Below are 18,817 nucleotides of genomic sequence, written 5' to 3' on the forward strand. Positions count from 1 at the left end.
ATCCAAGTTCGCCGCACCGCCGGCGTTCGCGATAATCGAAGGGCTCTACGGATGAACAAGCGACGGGCATTGTTGTTGGCATGTGCCGCCCTGACCCTGCACGGCTGTTTCTGGGCTCCAGGCCAGCACATGAGCGCGACCGACTTCTCGCGCCAAGGCTCGATCGACGCGGCTCGCTATCAGCTGGTGCCGATCACGCCGAAATTGCTGGCGATGGACAAAGCCTCCAATCCGCTGGCCACCCTTCCCGACGAGTTGCGCAACTACCAGCCGGAGGCTTACCGCATCGGCGTGGGCGACTCGCTCTACATCACCGTGTGGGACCACCCTGAGCTCACATCGCCCGCGGGTTCGCAGCAGCTGCCCAGCGCGAACGGCCGCGTGGTGCGCGCCGACGGCACGCTGTTCTATCCCTACGTCGGCGTGGTCAAGGCTTCCGGCAAGACGGTGGAAGAACTGCGCGTGGAGATCTCGCAGCGCCTGGCCAAGTACGTGCAGGATCCGCAGGTCGACATGAGCGTGATCAGCTACGGCGCGCAGCGCATCACCATGCGCGGCGCCTTCGTCAAGACCGATCCGCTGCCGGTGACGGTGACGCCGCTGAGCCTTGCGCAGGCGGTGGGCACGGCGCAGATCAATACCGACCAGGCCGATCTCTCCGGCCTGGTGCTGTCGCGCGACGGACGCGATTACCACCTGGATCTCGACGCGCTCGCGCGCAATCACCAGCTGGGCGATGTGTGGCTCAAGCCCGGCGATCAGATCTTCCTTCCCTATGCGGATCGCAAGGAGGTCTACGTGGTGGGCGAGGTGACGCGTCCGGCGGCTTTGCCGTTCAAGACCAGCGACATGAGCCTGTCGCAGGCGCTGGGCAAAGCCGGTGGATTGAACGAGACCACCTCCAAGGGCAATGCGGTCTACGTGATCCGCGGCGTGGAGGACATGGAGAAGTCGCCCGCCACGATCTACCAGCTCGACGCGAAATCGCCCGCGGCATTCGCGATGGCTTCGCAGTTCTCCGTGCATCCCGGCGACGTGGTGTTCGTGGGCCCTGCCGGCGTGACGCGCTGGAACCGCTTCCTCTCGCAGCTGCTGCCGCTGTCCGGCATCGTGACCAACGCGGCTTCGGCTAAGAACGACCTCACCAATTGAGGTATGCGCACATGACGAGCTTCCCGTGGCGAGCTTCGCTCCGCCTCGCGGCCCTGGCGGCTGCGAGTTGGATCGTCGCCGGCTGCACTGACGTATCGCTGGGAAGCGTGGATACGATCCGCCAAGCCGTCGGCGGCGGCACCGAGGTGCATCCCACCGCGGCGTCGGTGGCGGCCGAGCCGTATTACCAGCTGCAGGTGAATGCACCGGGCGGCGAGGCGATCCTGCTGCTGGCCAGCGTGCAGGGCGGCTTGGAAAGCTGGTACGGGCACGATGGGCAGGCGGTATTCCTGCGCAACGGCGTGCTGGTGCGGACGGTGGGACTGGAGGCGAATCTCGATCACGTCGCCTTCGACGGCGGCAATCCGTTCGCGTCGGGCCTGCAGCACGTGCAGGCGCCGATCGAGTACCGCCGCGTGCTGGACTGGTCGCCGGGTTATCGCTACGGCATCACCGCGGTTGCGCAGCTCGAACCGAAGGGTGTCGAGAGCGTGGACATCCTCGGCCAGGTGCGCCAGCTGCGCCGCTACGACGAGCACGTGCGCGCCGACGGCGGCGGCTTCGACGTGACGAACCGCTACTGGGTCGATCCCGCCGACGGTTTTATCTGGAAGAGCCGGCAGCATGTCGCGCCCGGCCAGGCGCTGGAGCTGATCCAGCTGCGCCCGTACCGCGAGGCGCGAACGTGAGGGTCTCCTGCCTGCCCGGATGGCTGCTGTGCCTGTTCGTGGGCGTTGCCTGGCCGATCCATGCGATGGCGGTATCCGTCAGCGTTTCCGGACAGGTCGATCGGCCGGGTGTGCAGTCCTTGAACGGCAATGCGCGCCTGGGCGATGCGGCGACGGCGGCGCAGGTGCGGCCCGAGGCCTATGTGCTCGGCGCGAGCTGGACGCAGAAGTCCAGGCAGTTGGAGCAGATGCGTTTGCAGGCTGGCTTGCTGTATGAGCTGGGCGCAGTGGCGGACCAGGCCAGGCGCGAAGGCAATGCGCCGCTCGCTGAATTGAGCGCGAAGCTGCGGCAATGGCTGCAGGCGATGCCGGTGACCGGACGCCGCGTGGTGCGCACGCTCGATCCCGGCGCGCTCTATGCGGACGATGCGGACGACCTGCCGCTGGAAGACGGCGACACGCTGGACTATCCGCAACGTCCTTCGACGGTACGCGTGGTCGGCGCGGTGCGGAAATCCTGCGAGCTGCCGCACGTGGCGCTGCAGGATGCGCGGAAGTACGTCAAGGCCTGCGCCACGCAGATGGCCGATCGCGATTTCCTCTATGTGATCCAGCCGGACGGCAAGGTGTTCGAGCTGGGCATCGCGCTGTGGAACGAAAGCGCGCCGATGGTGCTGGCGCCCGGCGCCATCGTCTACGTGCCGCTCGACAGCCGCCTCACGGCCGGCGCGGCCGATGCCGTGTTCGGCCGCGAGATGGCGGACTTCATCGCCACCCAGCCGCTGGATGGCGGGGTGCTGCCATGACCGCTCGCCTCAGCTGGCGCAGCGGATGCGTGATGTTGCCGGCCAGCCTGCTGCTGTCGCAATGCATCGTCGGCGCCTTGCATGCGCAGTCGGCACCGGGCTATACGCGCAACGATTACGGCGAAGTCGGCCTGATCCAGACGCCGACGGCGCGCATGGCGGACGAAGGCGACCTGGCTTTCACCGCATCGCGCACGTATCCGTACACGCACTACAACCTCTCGCTGCAGCCGCTGCCGTGGATCGAAGGCACGTTCCGCTACTCGTCGGTGAGCAACCGCCTGTACGGACCGGTGGGCCTGAGCGGGCACCAGAGCTACAAAGACAAATCGATCGACCTGAAGCTGCGCCTGTGGGACGAGACGCGCTGGCGCCCCGCGGTGGCGGTGGGCGGACGCGATATCGGCGGCACCGGCCTGTTCGGCAGCGAATACGTGGTGGCGAGCAAGCGCTTCGGGCCGGTCGACGTCACCGCCGGCCTGGCCTGGGGCAACATGGGTGCGCGCGGCGATATCAAGAGCCCGCTCGGCTGGGCCTGGAGCGGTTTCGACAACCGCGCCGGCAATACCAATCAGCAGGGCGGCGAATTCAATACGCTGCGTTACTTCCGCGGACCGGCGGCATTTATCGGCGGCATCGAATACCAGACGCCGCTGGACAAGCTGCGCCTGAAGGTCGAGCTGGACGGCAACAACTACAAGCACGAAGGGCTGGGCAACAAGTTCAAGCAGCGCTCGCCGATCAATGTCGCGGCGATGTACCGGGTCAACGACAACGTCGATCTGTCGCTCGGTTTCGAGCGCGGCGACAAGGTCATGGCCACGCTTACGCTGCACACCAACCTGGCTAAACATTTCGAGCCGCGCAAGACCGACGATCCCGCGCCCGAGCCGGTGCGCGGACTGGCCACCACGCCCGATCCACCGCAGGGCGCGGCGGCCATGGAGCGCAAGGCGCCGGAGCAGCTGGACTGGGACGAGCTGGCCAAGGCGCTGGGCCAGAACGCGGGCATCGACGTCTCCAGCATCGGCCGGCGCGGTTCCGAACTGGTGGTGCATGGCGAGCCGCGCGCGTATTTCTATCCCAGCCGCACGCTGGGCCGCACCGCGCGCATTCTCGACAACCGCGTGGACCAGAGCATCGACTGGTTCACCGTGGGCGAAGAGAACTACGGCATGCCGCTGGCGGAGCAGAGCATCCATCGCCCGCGCTTTATCGACGCGCTGGATCACCGCATCGACATGCAGGAGCTGCGCCGCAGCGCGGAGCAGAATCCGCCGGGGCAGCAGGACGAGGTGACGCTCTACACCAAGCCGCCGAAGCGTTTCGACGGCGGCGTGTCGCTGGGCTACCAGCAGAGCCTGGGCGGGCCGAACGCGTTCGTGCTGTACCAGTTCACCGCCAACGGCAACGCGACGTATCGCTTCTCGCGCAATCTGTGGTGGGACGGCGTGGTGAGCGCGAACCTGCTCAACAACTACGACAAGTTCACCTACACCGCGCCCAGCCTGCTGCCGCGCGTGCGCACCAATATCCGCCAGTACCTCACCACCTCCGACGTGACCATGCCGAACTTCCAGCTCACCGGCACCAAGGTGCTGGGGCCGGATCTGTTCGGCATGGCGTATGGCGGCATGCTGGAATCCATGTACGCGGGCGTGGGCGGCGAAGTGCTGTACCGGCCGTATGGCGAGCGCTGGGCGTTCGGCGTCGATATGAACTGGGTGCGCCAGCGCGGCTTCCGCCAGGACTTCGCGCTGCGCGGCTACAAGACGGTGACGGGCAACGCCACGCTGTACTTCAATACCGGCTTCCACGACGTCACCATCGCCGCCAGCGTGGGCCGCTATCTGGCCAAGGACTATGGCGTCACCGTCGACGTGTCGCGCGAGTTCGACAACGGCGTGCGCATGGGCGCCTACGCCACCATCACCAACAAGTCCGGCACGCAGACGGGCGAGGGCAGTTTCGACAAGGGCATTTATTTCTCGATCCCGTTCGACCTGCTGCTGCCGCACTCCAGCCGCTCGCGCGCCAGCTTCATGTGGGAGCCGCTGCTGCGCGACGGCGGCGCGCGCTTGTACCGGCGCTATAACCTTTACGACATGACCAGCGACCGCGACCCGGATCTGTTCGAGAAGAACCTGGAGAAGTCGCTGGACTGACGGGCCGGACGGCCGGGCATGGATGGAAGGCGCCGCCGCGTGGTTTACTGGGCGGCCCTTTCATCCAGGAGATTCATATGTCCACGGTTACGCTCAAAGGCAATCCGGTCCAGGTCGATGGCCGCTTTCTTAAGACTGGCGACAAGGCGCCGGCATTTACGCTGGTTGCCAAGGATCTGTCGAACGTGGCGCTGTCCTCGTTCGCCGGCAAGCGCAAGGTACTGAATATTTTTCCCAGCATCGACACGCCGACTTGCGCCACCTCGGTGCGCCGCTTCAACGAGCAGGCCGCCACGCTGCAGGACGCGGTGGTGCTGTGCATCTCGGCCGACCTGCCGTTCGCGCAGGCGCGCTTCTGCGGCGCGGAAGGCCTGGAGAACGTGGTGACGCTGTCCACCCTGCGCGGCGCGGAATTCCTGCGCGACTACGGCGTGGCGCTGGCCTCGGGCCCGCTGGCCGGCCTGGCCGCGCGCGCGGTGGTGGTGCTGGACCAGAACGACAAGGTGCTGCATGCGGAACTGGTGAGCGAGATTGCGCACGAGCCGGATTACGATGCGGCGTTGAAGGTACTCTGACGTACGCAGCCCGTAGGTTGGGGTGAGCCGCAGGCGAACCCCAACCTACGCCGATCGTTTATTGATTGACGATGGGAATGCCGAGCGGCTTGGCCCCTCGGCGTTCCTGCAGTCCCAGCCCCATGCGCAGGCTGCCGCCGATGCGTTCGGCATTGCCGATGATCCGCGCGGCCGGTGCTTCCTCGAACAGCTCGCGCACCGTCTCCCGCCACAGCCCCAGCCAGCGGTCGAAATGCTCGCCGCGGATGCCGGCTTGCTGGCGATGCACCGACATCGGCGAGCCGCGATAGGTCTGCGTGCCTAAGGTGACCGACGACCAGAACGACACCAGGATGCGCTTGTGATCGTCCCAGTCGTGCACGGCGGCGTTGAAGACCGGGCCCAGCGCCGGGTCGGCGCGCACCTTGTCGTAGAAGCAGTCGATCAGGGTGGCGAGGCTGCGTTCGTCGATGGAGGCGTGGCGTTCCATGCCTGGCATGATAAATCGCCGCCCTGGCGGCAGCCGTGCGGCAAGTCGACGCAAAGAAAAAGCCGGGCAAGGCCCGGCTTTTTCCGTTCAACAGGGCACTGGCGCTTACTTCGCGGCCATCAGCGCCTTGGTCATGTCGAGCATGCGGTTGGAGAAACCCCACTCGTTGTCGTACCAGCTCAGCACCTTGACCAGGGTGCCTTCCATCACGCGGGTCTGGGTGGAGTCGTAGGTGGACGAGGCCGGGTTGTGGTTGAAGTCCACCGACACCAGCGGCTTGTTGTTCACCGCCAGGATGCCCTTGAGCTTGCCGTTGGCGGCTTCGTTGACGATGGCGTCGATCTCTTCGTGGCTGGTCGCGCGCTTGGCCACGAAGGTCAGGTCGACCACCGACACGTTGATGGTCGGCACGCGCATGGCGAAGCCGTCCAGCTTGCCGTTGAGTTCCGGCAGCACCAGGCCCACCGCGGCGGCGGCGCCGGTCTTGGTCGGGATCTGGCTCATGGTGGCCGAGCGGGCGCGGCGCAGGTCCTTGTGATAGACGTCGGTCAGGACCTGGTCGTTGGTGTAGGCGTGGATGGTGGTCATCAGGCCGTGCACGATACCGATCTTCTCGTGCAGCACCTTGGCCAGCGGCGCCAGGCAGTTGGTGGTGCACGAGGCGTTGGAGATGACCTGGTGCGCGGCGGTGAGCGTGTCGTCGTTGACGCCGAACACGAAGGTGCCGTCCACGTCCTTCTCGCCCGGGGCGGAGATGATCACCTTCTTGGCGCCGGCGGCGATGTGCGCGCCAGCCTTGGCCTTGGAGGTGAACAGGCCGGTGCATTCCAGCACCACGTCGACACCCAGGTCGCCCCACGGCAGCTTGGACGGGTCGCGCTCGGCGCAGACCTTGATGCGGTCGCCGTTGACGATCAGGTCGCCGCCGTCCACCGACACGGTGCCCGGGAAACGGCCGTGCGCCGTGTCGTACTGGGTCAGGTGGGCGTTGGTCTCGGCGTCGCCGAGGTCGTTGATCGCGACGATCTGGAACTCCTCGGTGCGACCGGACTCGTACAGCGCGCGCAGTACATTGCGGCCGATGCGACCGTAACCGTTGATGGCGACCTTGATGGCCATGGGACAGCGTCCTCCGGAGATGATGGCGGGGCAGCGGCGGCCGGACCCGGCCGCCAAAGAACCCTAATGTTAGCTGGAAAGCGGGGCCATCTCATCCGGCACGGTTCATAGGGCGTGCATGTGGGGTAGGCTCGCGAGCCTTATCCAAGATGTCGAAGCACCCGGGGGCCAGGCCATGAGCGACGAACAGCAGACCATCGAGATCAGCCTGGAACAGATGTCCGGCTACGAATTCCGCGTGCGTTTCGACGACACCTCCGCACCGGACCTGCTCACCGACGAGCTGCCGCCGCTGGGCCAGGGCGCCGGCCCCAATCCCACCCGCATGCTGGCCGTGTCGGTGGCCAACTGCCTGGCCGCCAGCCTGCTGTTCGCCCTGCGCAAGTACAAGAACGAGCCGGGCCAGCTCGCCGCCAAGGCCCGCGCCACGCTGGCGCGCAACGAGCATGGGCGCTGGCGCGTGGCGCGCATCGCGGTGGACCTGGACCTGGGCCAGGCCGAGGCGGACCTGGCCCACGTCGACCGCGCGCTCGCGCAGTTCGAGGACTTCTGCACGGTGACCGAGAGCGTGCGGCAGGGCATCGCCGTCGACGTGAGCGTGCGCGATGCCGCGGGCACCTTGCTGCACAAGGCCGCGACGGGCTGAGGCGCGTTGCGCGGCGGGTTCCTTGCCGCTCGCCGCGCCATCGCGCACGGTCCGGGCGATTTCTTCAACTCAAATTGAATTATTTGCGCGGTCCGCTCCGGCCTGCGCGCCCATCGATTCCCATCAACTCAAATTGAACGACATGCAGACTTCCCGACGCTTCCTCGCCGGCCTCCTGGCCGCGCTCGCCGTTGCACCCGCCGTCCACGCCTGGGGGCGCCAGGGCCACGCCATCGTGGCCGAGCTGGCGCAGCGGCGCCTGAGCCCGGCCGCCGAGGCCGAAGTCGAGCGCCTGCTGGCGCCGGAAAACACCAGGTCGCTGGCCGATATCGCCAGCTGGGCCGACGAACTGCGCGGCGACGACACGCGCGCCGACCTGGCCAAGGCCACCAGCAAGCTGCACTACATCAACTTCCGCGCGGACGACTGTGTCTACGTGCCGCCGCGCGATTGCGCGAACGGGCAGTGCGTGGTCGGCGGCCTCGATCGCTACGTGGCGGTGCTGGCCGACCGCACGCAGCCGGATGCCGCGCGCCTGGAAGCACTGAAGTTCGTGGTGCATTTCGTCGGCGACGTGCACCAGCCGCTGCATGCCGGCAACCGCGACGACAAGGGCGGCAATGCCTACCAGGTGCAGTTCCAGGGCAAGGGCACCAACCTGCACAGCGTGTGGGATTCCGGCCTGCTCGGCACCCACGGCAAGGACTGGCGGGCGTATGCGCAGGAACTGGACGCGCGCCCGGCGGAGGCCATGCCGGCGGCGATCGCGCCGCAGGACAACGTCTATGCGCAGTGGGCCGAGCAATCCTGCGCGGCCAGCCGCGACATCTATCCCGACGGGCACAAGATCGACGACGCCTACGTGGCCGCCGAGCTGCCGCTGGCGGAGCGCCAGTTGCGTGTGGCCGGCGTGCGGCTGGCCGAGGTGTTGAACCGCGCGCTGGCGCGCTGACCGGTCTTTTTTGTTGCGATGCAGAATCGATTTCCGCATCGCGTTGCGGCGGTTTGAGGGCTTGCAAAGGGTGCCCGGATGGGGCGTTCGGACGTCCTCGCGAACAGGTTCGCGGTACGCTTCGGCGCATTCCACCCGGAGGCCATCTGGACGTCCATATGGCATACCAGTTGTATGGCTGAGGACTCATGTGGTCTCCGGCTCGTGATACCACTTTAGACAGTGGTAGACCACGCCAAGGGTGCTCCGGGCAGGGCGCCCTGCAGCCCTCCGAAACTGGCCCGTCGACCCTCTGGCGCAACGAGGCAGTTCTGCTAGCCTCGAACGATGACCAACGAAACTCCGCTGCGCCGCACCAAGATCGTCGCCACCCTCGGCCCCGCCACCGACGTGCCCGGGATGCTCGAGAAAATCCTCGCGGAGGGCGTCAACGTCGTCCGCCTCAACCTGTCCCACGGACAGCCCGACGACCATCGCGCCCGCGCCAATGCGGTCCGCGTGGCGGCCGAGAAGCTGGGCCGCGAAGTCGGCGTGCTGGCCGACCTGCAGGGCCCGAAGATCCGCATCGAGAAATTCGCCAATGGCCCGATCGAGCTGAAGGTGGGCGACGAGTTCGTGCTCGATTGCAGCCCCGGCGCGCCGGCCGGCGACAACAGCCGCGTGGGCGTCAGCTACCACGACCTGCCCAGGGACGTGAGCGCCGGCGACGTGCTGCTGCTCGACGACGGCCTGGTGGCTTTGACGGTGGAAAGCGTGGTCGGCGCCGAAGTGCGCTGCCGCGTGCTGGTGGCCGGGCGCCTGTCCGACCGCAAGGGTCTGAATCGCCAGGGCGGCGGCCTGTCGGTGTCCGCGCTGTCGGACAAGGACAAGGCGGACATCAAGCTCGCTGCCGAAATCGGCGCGGACTTTCTCGCCGTGTCCTTCGTGCGTTCCGCCGCCGACATGGAACTGGCGCGCCGCCTGCTGGAAGAAGCCGGTGGCAAGGCCTCGCTGGTGGCCAAGATCGAGCGCGCGGATGCCATTCCCGTGCTGGGCGAAATCATCGACGCGTCCGACGTGGTGATGGTGGCGCGCGGCGACCTGGGCGTGGAGATCGGCGATGCCGAGCTGCCGGGCCTGCAGAAGAAGATCATCCGCGAATCCGTGCAGCGCAATCGCGCGGTGATCACCGCCACGCAGATGCTGCAGTCGATGGTGCGCTCGCCCATTCCGACCCGCGCCGAAGTGCTGGACGTGGCCAATGCGGTGATCGACGGCACCGACGCGGTGATGCTGTCGGAAGAATCTGCCGCCGGTGCGCATCCGGATAAAGCCGTGGCCGCGCTGCGCCGCATCTGCCTGGGCGCCGAGCGCCAGTTCGAGCCGAAGGAAGATCTCGCCACCGCCGGCCATCGCCTGGACCGCACCGACCAGGCCATCGCGCTGGCCGCGATGCTGCTGGCCAGCCAGGTCGGCGTGCGCGCGCTGGTGGCGCTGACCGAATCCGGCGCCACCGCGCAGTGGCTGTCGCGCTATCGCAGCGCGGTGCCGATCTATGCGCTGTCGCCGTTCGCCGACGCGCGCCGCCGCATGCTGATGCTGCGCGACGTGCAGCCGGTGGAATTCACCCACGCCAGCTCGCAGACCACCGCGGCCTCGGCGCGCGAAGCGGTGCGCCTGCTCTTCAGCCAGGGCAAGCTGGCCGAAGGCGACCGCGTGGTGATGACCCATGGCGACCATATCGGCCGTGGCGGCGGCACCAATACGCTGAAGCTGCTGTCGGTCGGCGCCGACGGCGTGGTGGAGAGCCTGCAGGATCTCTGACGCAGGGCGCGGCTGCACCGCCGCGCGGCGCCAGGGCTACACTGCCAGCCACACCCACGTCCCCAAGGAGTCGGCTCCATGAACACGATGCTTCGTTCCCTGTCGCTGGCTGCCGCGACGGCGCTGGCACTGGCCGCCGCCATGCCGGCGCTGGCCCAGTCGCAGGCGCGCAGGGTCGGCCCCGAGCAGCTTTCCACGTATTGGATCCTGCTGAATTTCGGTTCGGTGCAGGCCGACGTGCCCAACAGCGGACAGAACCTGGACAAGCCCGGCTGCGTGGCCGTGACCTACGAGATCGGCACCGACGGCAAGCCGCAGGAAGCGGCGATCAAGAAGGTGGAACCCAAGAGCGATCTCGGTTCGGCCGCGCTCAGCGTGGTCAAGCGTTTCGAATACGGCCCCTCGCTCAACAACGGCAGCAAGAAGGAACCTGTGTCGACCTACTACGTGGTGGGCTTCAACCTGCCCGAGGACAAGGCCGCGGCCAAGAAAGTCACCGACGCCTGCCGACTGCCCGGCTACGACCAGGCCTAAAAGCGGTTTTCGCCGCGCTGCGAAGCCCCCAAACGCCCCGTCTCCACCGGAGGCGGGGCGTTCCCGTGCGCCGATCCGGCTATACTCGCGCCCTTTAGGCTTGGCCGCCCGGCGACGGGATGGTCTCCATTACCAACGCGGCCAAGGGCCGTCCCCGCGTTCCACGGAGTCGTCATGAGCATCGAAGATCTTGAAAGCATCGCCCTGGCGATGGTCGCGCCCGGCAAGGGCATCATCGCCATCGACGAGTCGACCAACACCATCAAGAAGCGTTTCGAAGCGGTCGGCATCGAGAACAACGAAGAGAACCGCCGCGCCTACCGCGAGCTGCTGCTCACCACTCCGGGCCTGAGCGAGCACATCTCCGGCGCCATCCTCTATGACGAAACCCTGCGCCAGTCCACCAAGGACGGCGTGCCCTTCACCGAGGTGATGAAGAAGAACGGCATCATCCCCGGCATCAAGGTGGACAAGGGTCCGGTGCCGCTGGCCGGCTTCCCGGGCGACGTGGTGACCGAGGGCCTGGACGGCCTGCGCGAGCGCCTGCAGGAATACGCCAGGCTCGGCGCGCAGTTCTGCAAGTGGCGCGCGGTGATCAACATCACCGAGGACAACCCCAGTTCCACCGCGATCGAAGCCAACTGCCACGCGCTGGCGCGCTACGCCGCGCTGTGCCAGGAGGCGGGCCTGGTGCCGATGGTCGAGCCGGAAGTGATCATGGACGGCGACCACAGCATCGAAGTCAGCTACGAAGTGCACGAAGCCGTGCTGCGCAGCCTGTTCAACGCGCTGTACGAGCAGAACGTGCTGCTGGAAGGCACCATCCTGAAGGTCAGCATGGTCATTCCGGGCAAGGACGCCGAAGAGCAGGCCGAGGTCGAGGAAGTCGCCGACGCCACCGTGCGCGTGCTGAAGACCACCGTGCCGGCGACGCTGCCGGGCATCGTGTTCCTGTCCGGCGGCCAGACCGACGAGCAGTCCACCGCGCACCTCAACGCCATGAACCGCATGGGGCCGCATCCGTGGCCGCTGTCGTTCTCCTACGGCCGCGCCATGCAGCAGGCCGCGCTCAAGCTGTGGGCCAAGGACATGAAGGCCAACTACGGCGAAGCGCAGAAGACCGTGCTTGCCCGCGCCAGGGACAACGGCCTGGCCGCGCTGGGCCAGTGGAACGGCTGAGTTTCCGGTCCAATGCGATAAAGAAAAAAGGCGCCCGAGGGCGCCTTTTTTCATGGTTCCGACAAGCGAAGAGGGCGCCTTCCGGCGCCCTCCCGCTGTTACGCTCGCCAGTCCGAAGACGTGCGACTTGCCTTACTCAGAAGCGGTATTCCGCGCTCACCGACACCATGTCGGTGCTCAGGTCCACCTTGTTCTTCTTGGCGTCGAAGTAGTCGTAGTTCAGGCCGACGCTCATGTTGTTGCTGAAGTTGTAGCCAAAGCCCGCGCCGGCGTACCAGCTGGTGTCGTCCAGGCTCTTGCGGACCGGGTTCACGTCATTGCTCAGGCCGTGGCCCTTCCAGCTGTACACGCCGGCGCGCGCGCCGACATACCAGTTCTGGTCGATGTTAAAGCGGCCGTTCACACCGGCGGTCCAGCCATGCAGCTGGGTCTTGCCCTTGTCCACTACCGGGTTGCTGTTGAACAGGTTCTTCGGGTGGATGTTGCCCAGGTCGTTGTAGCCGACCTCGGCGCCCAGCGCGAAGTTAGGGGCCAGCGACCAGCGGTAGCCGCCGTTGAGGGCGTAGCCGGTGTCGTGGTCGTCGTACGGGCCCTTGTTGATCGAAGTGCGGCCCACATTGCCGTTGATGAACCAGCCGCCGTTGTCGGACGGCGCGTTCTGCGCGAAGGCGGGAACGGCCATCAGGCCGGCGGTGGCGAAAGCGAGGGCGAGCAGCGTCTTCTTCATGGAGAGTCTCCTGTTATGGAAGAACGGTGGCGGCCGTTGGGGGAAGGGCCGGGCACCGCGTGGCCGAGGGGTCTCGGCTTCACAAGGCTTAGATGGGAATCGCCCCAAAAAGATTCAATACCGATGAGTTCAGTATTAAGGCAAAGTTAAGATTTATGGCTGAGTTCGGGCACATTTAACTTATTGATGACAAAAGAAAACGGGCGCCAGAGGCGCCCGTTTTCAACCCGGCTTGCGGTGATCCCAGATATCAGAAGCGGTATTCGCCGCTCAGCGACACGATGCCGGTGGAGCGTTTCAGGCCCTGGGTGACCTCGCCGGTGGCCGTATTCTTGATCTTGCCGGCGTTAGCGTGGAAGTAGTCGTAGTTCACGCCCAGGCTGACCTGCTCGGTGATGTCCCAGCCGGTGCCGACGCCGCCGTACCAGCTGCCGCGGCCCGGACGGCCGCCGCTGGTCAGGCCCAGGTCCTGGCCGATGCTGTTGTTGTAGTTGTTGCCGTTGTCATTGGCGCGGAAATAGCCGCCGTGGGCGCTGATGTACCACTGCGGCAGCAGGTTGATGCGGCCGTTCACGCCCAGCAGCCAGCCGCGCAGGGCGTTGGTGGTGCTGCGCTGGTTGACGTCCTGCGAATTGAAGACGTTCTTCACCCGGTAGTTGCCGAGGTCCGCGTAGCCGGCCTCGAGGCCCAGGCCTAAGTCCTGGCCGGCCTTCCAGCGGTAGCCGCCGAGCACGCCGTAACCGGTGCGGCGGCCTTTTTCGCCCTTGAAGAAATTGAAGCCGCTGCCGTTGCCGCTGCCGAAGCCGCCGTTATCGCCGCCATTGGTGCGGCCGACGTTGGCGCCGATGAACCAGTTGCCGCTGCCGACCGGCTGGCTGGGCAGGTAGTTGCCGCCCGCCGGGGCGGCCGAGGTGGTGCTGGTGCTGTCCTGAGCCAGGACAGGGACGCCGATGATGCTGGCGCTGGTGAAAGCGAGGGCAAGTAGGGACTTTTTCATGGGAATACTCCTCTTCTTCCTTTCTTAGGGAGCGATCGCCGACAGGGGGAAGGGGGACGCCTGCGACCGCACATGGCCTTGCCAGCCATGCCCCGGATTAGAGCGGGCCGGGACTGAAGGGTTTCCGTATTGCGACCGCATAAATTAAGGCCGAGTTAAGACCGTTGGAACGGGGTGAAGCGGGCGACAGCCCTGCATGGATCGGCGACAATCACCGTTTTTCGCCGCCGCCTTCCCTCCGGAGACCCCCCGATGACCACCCGCCGCGAACTCGCCAACGCCGTCCGCGCCCTCGCCATGGACGCCGTGGAGGCCGCCAAGTCCGGCCACCCGGGCATGCCCATGGGCATGGCCGACCTGGCCGAGGTCTTGTGGAACGACTTCCTGCGCCATAACCCGGCCAACCCGAAGTGGTTCAACCGCGACCGCTTCGTGCTGTCCAACGGCCACGGTTCGATGCTGCAGTACGCCCTGCTGCACCTCACCGGCTACGACCTGCCGATGGCCGAGCTCAAGCGCTTCCGCCAGCTGCATTCGAAGACCGCCGGCCATCCGGAAGCCAGCGAAACCCCGGGCGTGGAAACCACCACCGGCCCGCTGGGCCAGGGCCTGGCCAATGCGGTGGGCTTCGCGCTGGCCGAGAAGGTGCTGGCTGCGCACTTCAACCGTCCGGGCCACGAGATCGTCGATCACCGCACCTTCGTCTTCCTCGGCGACGGCTGCCTGATGGAAGGCATCTCGCATGAAGTGGCCTCGCTCGCCGGCACCTGGGGCCTGGGCAAGCTGGTGGCGGTGTACGACGACAACGGCATTTCCATCGACGGCGAAGTGCACGGCTGGTTCACCGACGACACGCCCAAGCGCTTCGAGGCCTACGGCTGGAACGTGATCCGCCACATCGACGGCCACAACGCCGACGACATCAAGCGCGCGATCGAGCAGGCCGTGGCGCAGTCCGACAAGCCCACCCTGATCTGCGCCAAGACCATCATCGGCTTCGGCGCCCCGCACAAGCAGGGCAAGGAAGAAAGCCACGGCGCGCCGCTGGGCAAGGACGAAATCGCCGCCGCGCGCGAGCAGCTCGGCTGGCACTACGCGCCGTTCGAGATCCCCGCCGACATCTACGCCGGCTGGGACCACAAGGCCGCCGGCGCTGAGCGCGAGAAGGTGTGGAACGCCGCGTTCGACGCCTACGCCGCCGCGCATCCGGAACTGGCCGCCGAGTTCAAGCGCCGCCTCGACGGCGAGCTGCCGGCCGACTGGGCGGAGAAGTCCGCCGCCTATGTCGCCAAGCTGCAGGCGGAAGGTCCGGAAGTGGCCAGCCGCAAGGCGTCGCAGATGGCGCTCGATGCGTTCGGCCCGCTGCTGCCGGAACTGATCGGCGGCTCCGCGGACCTGGCCGGCTCCAACCTCACCAAGTGGAAGGGCAGCCTGGATGCCGGCAACGGCAACAGCGCCGACGGCAAGGGCAACTACGTGTACTACGGCGTGCGCGAGTTCGGCATGACCGCCATCGCCAACGGCCTGGCCCTGCATGGCGGCTTCATTCCCTACGACGCCACCTTCCTGGTGTTCTCCGACTACGCGCGCAACGCCGTGCGCATGAGCGCGCTGATCCCGGCGCACGCCATCCACGTCTACACCCACGACTCGATCGGCCTGGGCGAAGACGGCCCGACCCACCAGCCGGTGGAGCACCTGGCCAGCCTGCGCTACATCCCGAACAACCAGCTGTGGCGTCCCTGCGACGCGGTGGAATCGGCGGTGTCGTGGAAGCTGGCGATCGAGCGCAAGGGCGCGCCGTCGTGCCTGGTGTTCTCGCGCCAGAACCTCAAGCACCAGCAGCGCAGCGCGCAGCAGGTGGCCGAGATCGCGCGCGGCGGCTACGTGCTGTCCGACCCGCAGGACACGAAGTTCAAGGCGATCCTGATCGCCACCGGCTCGGAAGTGGAGCTGGCGATGGAAGCGGCGCGCACGCTGGCGCAGCAGGACATCGCGGTGCGCGTGGTGTCGATGCCCTGCACCGAGCTGTTCGACGGGCAGCCGCTGGAATACCGCGAAGGCGTGCTGCCGGGCTGGTGCCGTGCGCGCGTGGCGGTGGAAGCGGCGACCGCCGACTTCTGGCGCAAGTACGTGGGCCTGGACGGCGAAGTGGTGGGCATGACCACCTTCGGCGCGTCGGCGCCGGCGGGCCAGCTGTTCGAGCACTTCGGGTTCACCGTGTCGCACGTGGTGGACGCGGTGAAGCGCACGATCCGCTGAGCCATCGATGCACCGGGAAGGCCGCGGCCTTCCCGGTGAGCGATTAAAAAACGCCGCATGCCGCGGCGTTTTTTTATGTCCGCCGCGGCAGCGTCACGCCGCCAGCAGGTCGCCCAGTTGCGACGGCTCATTCACCAGTACGTGCGCGCCGGCCTGTTCCAGTTCTTCCTGGCTGCCGAAGCCCCACAGCACGCCGATGCCGCGCACACGGTTGGCCACCGCGCCGTCGATATCGAAATGGCGGTCGCCGATCATCACGGTCTGCTCGGGGTCCGCACCGAAATCCGCCAGCGCCGCGGCAATCATCGAGGCCTTCTCGCTGTGCGCACTGTTCGGATCGGGGCCGTACAGGCGGACGAACGCGTCGGCAAACGGAAACGCCTGCACGATCGGCGCCGCATGCCGCTCCGGCTTGCTGGTGACGATGGCCAGCTCGTGGCCGGCATCGCGCAGCCGCTGGATCATCGCCTCGATGCCCGGATACACCGTGTGCTCGCGCCAGCCGATGGCATGGAAGCGCTGGTGGTAATGCTCCACCGCCGCTTCCACCAGGGCCGGGTCGTGGTCCAGCAGCGGCGCGAAGCTGTGCCGCAGCGGCGGGCCGATCCAGTGGCGCAGTTCCGCCGGCGCCGGCACGCCCAGTTGCTCGAAGGCGTGCCGCACGCAGCTGACGATGCCCAGTTCCGAATCGATCAGGGTGCCGTCCAGGTCGAACAGGCAAAGCATGCGCGGCGAACTCACTTGGCTGCGCGCGCCTTGAGCGCGGCCACGGCCGGCAGTTCCTTGCCTTCCAGGAACTCCAGGAACGCGCCGCCGCCGGTCGAGATGTACGAGACATCTTTTTCGATGTCGTACTTTTCGACCGCGGCCAGTGTGTCGCCGCCGCCGGCGATGGAGAACGCGTCGGACGCGGCAACCGCGCGCGCCAGCGTTTCGGTGCCCTTGCCGAAGGCGTCGAACTCGAACACGCCGACCGGGCCGTTCCACACCACCGTGCCGGCCTTGGCGATCAGCGCGGCGTAGTTCTTGGCGGTCTGCGGGCCGATGTCGAGGATCATCTCGCCGTCCTTCACCTGGTCCACCGGCTTGACGGTGGCCGGCGCATGCGCGGAGAACTCCGGCGCCACCACCACGTCCACCGGCATCGGCACCTCGGCACCGCGGCGCTTGGCGTCGGCGATCACCTTCTTGGCGGCGTCGAGCAGGTCCGCTTCGTACAGCGAGTTGCCGACGCCGTAGCCGGCGGCGGCGATAAAGGTGTTGGCGATGCCGCCGCCGACGATCAGCTGGTCGACCTTGCCGATCAGGTTCTCCAGCAGGGTGAGCTTGGTGGAGACCTTGGAGCCGGCCACGATCGCCAGCAGCGGCTGCGCCGGGTGCTCCAGCGCCTTGCCCAGCGCGTCCAGCTCGGCCGACAGCAGCGGGCCGGCGGCGGCGACGGGGGCGTACTTGATCACGCCATGGGTGGAAGCCTGTGCGCGGTGCGCGGTGCCGAACGCGTCCATCACGAAGATGTCGCACAGCGCTGCGTACTTCTTCGACAGGGCTTCGTCGTCCTTGCCTTCGCCGACGTTCATGCGGCAGTTCTCCAGCACCACTACCTCGCCGTCGGCGACGTCGACGCCGCCGAGGTAGTCGGACACCAGCCGCACCGGCGTGCCCAGCTTGTCGCCCAGCCACTTGGCCACCGGCGCCAGCGAGGACTCGGCGTCGAACTGGCCTTCCTTCGGGCGGCCCAGGTGCGACATCACCATGACGCGGGCGCCGGCGTCGCGGGCGGCCTTGATGGTGGGCAGGGAGGCGTCCAGGCGCTGGGTGGAGGTGATCCGCCCGTCCTCGATCGGCACGTTCAGGTCTTCGCGGATCAGCACGCGCTTGCTGCGCAGATCAAGATCGCTCATGCGGAGGAAGGACGACACGGCGCAACTCCTGGTTGGAAGGTGGGAAAGAGGGCGCCCTGGCGAGCGCGAACCCCGTATTGTCCCGCCCGTCCGGTGACGATGCAAACCGCGGTGCGGTTATCCTGGCCCGCCTTGAGACAGCGGAAGGACGCCAATCCATGAGCTCGGACCGGGTGCTGTACGGCTATTGGCGCTCCAGCGCCGCCTACCGCGTGCGCATCGCGCTGAACCTGAAGGGGCTGGCCTACGACAACCGCCCCGTGCACCTGGTGCGCGACGGCGGCGAGCAGCACCAGCAGGCCTACCGCGCGCTCAACCCGCAGGAACTGGTGCCCTGCCTGGTGGACGGCGCGCAGGTGCTGACCCAATCCATGGCGATCATGGAATACCTCGACGAAACGCATCCCGCGCCGCCGCTGCTGCCCGCCGATGCCGCCGGCCGCGCCCGCGTGCGCTCGCTGGCGCAATTGCTGGCCTGCGACGTGCACCCGCTGGGCAACCTGCGCGTGCTGCAGTACCTGGGCAGCGAGATGCATGTGGAGGAATCGATGCGCGGCAGCTGGTCGCGGCATTGGATCGGCGAGGGTTTCCGCGCGCTGGAAGCGATGCTGGCGGACAGCCCTGCGACCGGGCGCTTCTGCCACGGCGACCAGCCCGGCCTGGCCGACGCTTGCCTGGTGCCGCAGCACTACAACGCGGTGCGCTGGAAGCTGCCGATGGAGGCGTTCCCGACCATCCGGCGCATCGTGGAGGCCTGCCAGGCGCTGGAGGCGTTCCAGCGTGCCGCGCCGGAAGCTCAGCCGGACGCGCCGGCGGTCGATTGATCCGAACCCTGAAACGCATCACCCCGGCGTGTGCCGGG

General features: G+C 67.1%; 18 protein-coding genes. 12 read left to right on the forward strand and 6 right to left on the reverse strand.

All coding sequences use genetic code 11. The features are described from left to right. Positions 1–129: 129 nt before the first annotated feature. The 5 genes from FHW85_RS06635 to tpx all read left to right on the forward strand — a co-directional run bounded on the left by FHW85_RS06635 (position 130) and on the right by tpx (position 5,366). Entirely contained in the window at positions 130–1,152 is a 1,023-nt protein-coding gene (locus tag FHW85_RS06635; protein ID WP_167257103.1) for a polysaccharide biosynthesis/export family protein, read from the forward strand. Positions 1,153–1,259: 107 nt separating this feature from the next. Next, positions 1,260–1,841 carry a YjbF family lipoprotein gene (locus FHW85_RS06640; RefSeq protein ID WP_168647763.1) on the forward strand — a complete coding sequence of 194 codons (582 nt, stop codon included), beginning with the start codon at positions 1,260–1,262 and terminating at the stop codon, positions 1,839–1,841. Further along, positions 1,838–2,626 carry a capsule biosynthesis GfcC family protein gene (locus FHW85_RS06645; protein ID WP_343203677.1) on the forward strand — a complete coding sequence of 263 codons (789 nt, stop codon included), beginning with the start codon at positions 1,838–1,840 and terminating at the stop codon, positions 2,624–2,626. The genes FHW85_RS06640 and FHW85_RS06645 overlap by 4 nt, the downstream gene beginning before the upstream one ends. Next, positions 2,623–4,791, forward strand: coding sequence for a YjbH domain-containing protein (locus FHW85_RS06650; RefSeq protein ID WP_246866686.1), 2,169 nt, complete (start codon positions 2,623–2,625; stop codon positions 4,789–4,791). The genes FHW85_RS06645 and FHW85_RS06650 overlap by 4 nt, the downstream gene beginning before the upstream one ends. Before the next feature lie 77 nt (positions 4,792–4,868). Beyond that, positions 4,869–5,366, forward strand: a complete 498-nt coding sequence (gene tpx, locus FHW85_RS06655) for a thiol peroxidase (RefSeq protein ID WP_167257101.1) — start codon at positions 4,869–4,871, stop codon at positions 5,364–5,366. 58 nt (positions 5,367–5,424) lie between these two features. On the opposite strand, the gene FHW85_RS06660 is transcribed toward tpx, so the two are convergent. Beyond that, entirely contained in the window at positions 5,425–5,844 is a 420-nt protein-coding gene (locus tag FHW85_RS06660) for a group III truncated hemoglobin (RefSeq protein WP_343203678.1), read from the reverse strand. Positions 5,845–5,940: 96 nt separating this feature from the next. Then, positions 5,941–6,954, reverse strand: a complete 1,014-nt coding sequence (gap, locus tag FHW85_RS06665; protein WP_168647764.1) for a type I glyceraldehyde-3-phosphate dehydrogenase — start codon at positions 6,952–6,954, stop codon at positions 5,941–5,943. 175 nt (positions 6,955–7,129) lie between these two features. On the opposite strand from gap, the gene FHW85_RS06670 reads away from it, so the two are divergent. From FHW85_RS06670 to FHW85_RS06690, 5 genes are all read left to right on the forward strand, one after another. Beyond that, a complete protein-coding gene (locus FHW85_RS06670; protein ID WP_168647765.1) occupies positions 7,130–7,600 on the forward strand; it encodes an OsmC family protein in 471 nt (156 codons plus the stop codon). A gap of 142 nt (positions 7,601–7,742) precedes the next feature. After that, on the forward strand, positions 7,743–8,552 hold the full coding sequence (locus FHW85_RS06675) for a S1/P1 nuclease (RefSeq protein ID WP_167257098.1): 810 nt from the start codon (positions 7,743–7,745) through the stop codon (positions 8,550–8,552). Between the two features lie 327 nt (positions 8,553–8,879). Continuing rightward, a complete protein-coding gene (pyk, locus tag FHW85_RS06680) occupies positions 8,880–10,355 on the forward strand; it encodes a pyruvate kinase (RefSeq protein WP_167257097.1) in 1,476 nt (491 codons plus the stop codon). A gap of 78 nt (positions 10,356–10,433) precedes the next feature. Next, positions 10,434–10,889 (forward strand): energy transducer TonB, encoded by a 456-nt coding sequence (locus tag FHW85_RS06685; protein WP_168647766.1) that lies wholly within the window; start codon positions 10,434–10,436, stop codon positions 10,887–10,889. Positions 10,890–11,063: 174 nt separating this feature from the next. Beyond that, complete coding sequence (locus FHW85_RS06690) at positions 11,064–12,068, forward strand: class I fructose-bisphosphate aldolase (protein ID WP_167257095.1); 1,005 nt, start codon at positions 11,064–11,066, stop codon at positions 12,066–12,068. Between the two features lie 136 nt (positions 12,069–12,204). Here FHW85_RS06690 and FHW85_RS06695 read toward each other — a convergent pair whose 3' ends face one another. Together FHW85_RS06695 and FHW85_RS06700 are read right to left on the reverse strand one after the other, a co-directional pair. Further along, the gene (locus FHW85_RS06695; protein WP_167257094.1) at positions 12,205–12,795 is read right to left on the reverse strand and encodes a porin family protein; all 591 of its coding nucleotides are present in this window, start codon (positions 12,793–12,795) and stop codon (positions 12,205–12,207) included. A 250-nt stretch (positions 12,796–13,045) separates the two neighbouring features. Beyond that, complete coding sequence (locus tag FHW85_RS06700; protein ID WP_168647767.1) at positions 13,046–13,792, reverse strand: porin family protein; 747 nt, start codon at positions 13,790–13,792, stop codon at positions 13,046–13,048. A 252-nt stretch (positions 13,793–14,044) separates the two neighbouring features. Between FHW85_RS06700 and tkt the strand changes: the two genes are divergently transcribed. After that, positions 14,045–16,054: a transketolase gene (gene tkt, locus FHW85_RS06705; RefSeq protein WP_168647768.1), complete on the forward strand. Its 2,010-nt coding sequence runs from the start codon at positions 14,045–14,047 to the stop codon at positions 16,052–16,054. A 93-nt stretch (positions 16,055–16,147) separates the two neighbouring features. On the opposite strand, the gene FHW85_RS06710 is transcribed toward tkt, so the two are convergent. Continuing rightward, entirely contained in the window at positions 16,148–16,780 is a 633-nt protein-coding gene (locus FHW85_RS06710) for an HAD hydrolase-like protein (protein ID WP_168647769.1), read from the reverse strand. A gap of 11 nt (positions 16,781–16,791) precedes the next feature. Further along, positions 16,792–17,955: a phosphoglycerate kinase gene (locus tag FHW85_RS06715; protein WP_168647969.1), complete on the reverse strand. Its 1,164-nt coding sequence runs from the start codon at positions 17,953–17,955 to the stop codon at positions 16,792–16,794. Between the two features lie 158 nt (positions 17,956–18,113). Between FHW85_RS06715 and maiA the strand changes: the two genes are divergently transcribed. Continuing rightward, positions 18,114–18,779 carry a maleylacetoacetate isomerase gene (gene maiA, locus FHW85_RS06720; RefSeq protein ID WP_168647770.1) on the forward strand — a complete coding sequence of 222 codons (666 nt, stop codon included), beginning with the start codon at positions 18,114–18,116 and terminating at the stop codon, positions 18,777–18,779. Positions 18,780–18,817 lie beyond the last annotated feature (38 nt).

The sequence above is a fragment of the Dyella sp. SG609 genome (genome assembly GCF_012275375.1).
Lineage (GTDB): Bacteria > Pseudomonadota > Gammaproteobacteria > Xanthomonadales > Rhodanobacteraceae > Dyella_D > Dyella_D marensis.

Excerpts from the sequence above, each read along its gene's own strand:
- FHW85_RS06715 (WP_168647969.1), bottom strand. The coding sequence starts at position 17,955 with ATGAGCGATCTTGATCTGCGCAGCAAGCGCGTGCTGATCCGCGAAGAC.
- FHW85_RS06700 (WP_168647767.1), bottom strand. The coding sequence starts at position 13,792 with ATGAAAAAGTCCCTACTTGCCCTCGCTTTCACCAGCGCCAGCATCATC.
- FHW85_RS06660 (WP_343203678.1), bottom strand. The coding sequence starts at position 5,844 with ATGCCAGGCATGGAACGCCACGCCTCCATCGACGAACGCAGCCTCGCC.
- tkt (WP_168647768.1), top strand. The coding sequence starts at position 14,045 with ATGACCACCCGCCGCGAACTCGCCAACGCCGTCCGCGCCCTCGCCATG.
- FHW85_RS06650 (WP_246866686.1), top strand. The coding sequence starts at position 2,623 with ATGACCGCTCGCCTCAGCTGGCGCAGCGGATGCGTGATGTTGCCGGCC.
- FHW85_RS06690 (WP_167257095.1), top strand. The coding sequence starts at position 11,064 with ATGAGCATCGAAGATCTTGAAAGCATCGCCCTGGCGATGGTCGCGCCC.
- tpx (WP_167257101.1), top strand. The coding sequence starts at position 4,869 with ATGTCCACGGTTACGCTCAAAGGCAATCCGGTCCAGGTCGATGGCCGC.
- maiA (WP_168647770.1), top strand. The coding sequence starts at position 18,114 with ATGAGCTCGGACCGGGTGCTGTACGGCTATTGGCGCTCCAGCGCCGCC.
- pyk (WP_167257097.1), top strand. The coding sequence starts at position 8,880 with ATGACCAACGAAACTCCGCTGCGCCGCACCAAGATCGTCGCCACCCTC.
- FHW85_RS06710 (WP_168647769.1), bottom strand. The coding sequence starts at position 16,780 with ATGCTTTGCCTGTTCGACCTGGACGGCACCCTGATCGATTCGGAACTG.
- FHW85_RS06675 (WP_167257098.1), top strand. The coding sequence starts at position 7,743 with ATGCAGACTTCCCGACGCTTCCTCGCCGGCCTCCTGGCCGCGCTCGCC.
- FHW85_RS06695 (WP_167257094.1), bottom strand. The coding sequence starts at position 12,795 with ATGAAGAAGACGCTGCTCGCCCTCGCTTTCGCCACCGCCGGCCTGATG.
- FHW85_RS06685 (WP_168647766.1), top strand. The coding sequence starts at position 10,434 with ATGAACACGATGCTTCGTTCCCTGTCGCTGGCTGCCGCGACGGCGCTG.
- FHW85_RS06635 (WP_167257103.1), top strand. The coding sequence starts at position 130 with ATGAGCGCGACCGACTTCTCGCGCCAAGGCTCGATCGACGCGGCTCGC.
- FHW85_RS06670 (WP_168647765.1), top strand. The coding sequence starts at position 7,130 with ATGAGCGACGAACAGCAGACCATCGAGATCAGCCTGGAACAGATGTCC.
- gap (WP_168647764.1), bottom strand. The coding sequence starts at position 6,954 with ATGGCCATCAAGGTCGCCATCAACGGTTACGGTCGCATCGGCCGCAAT.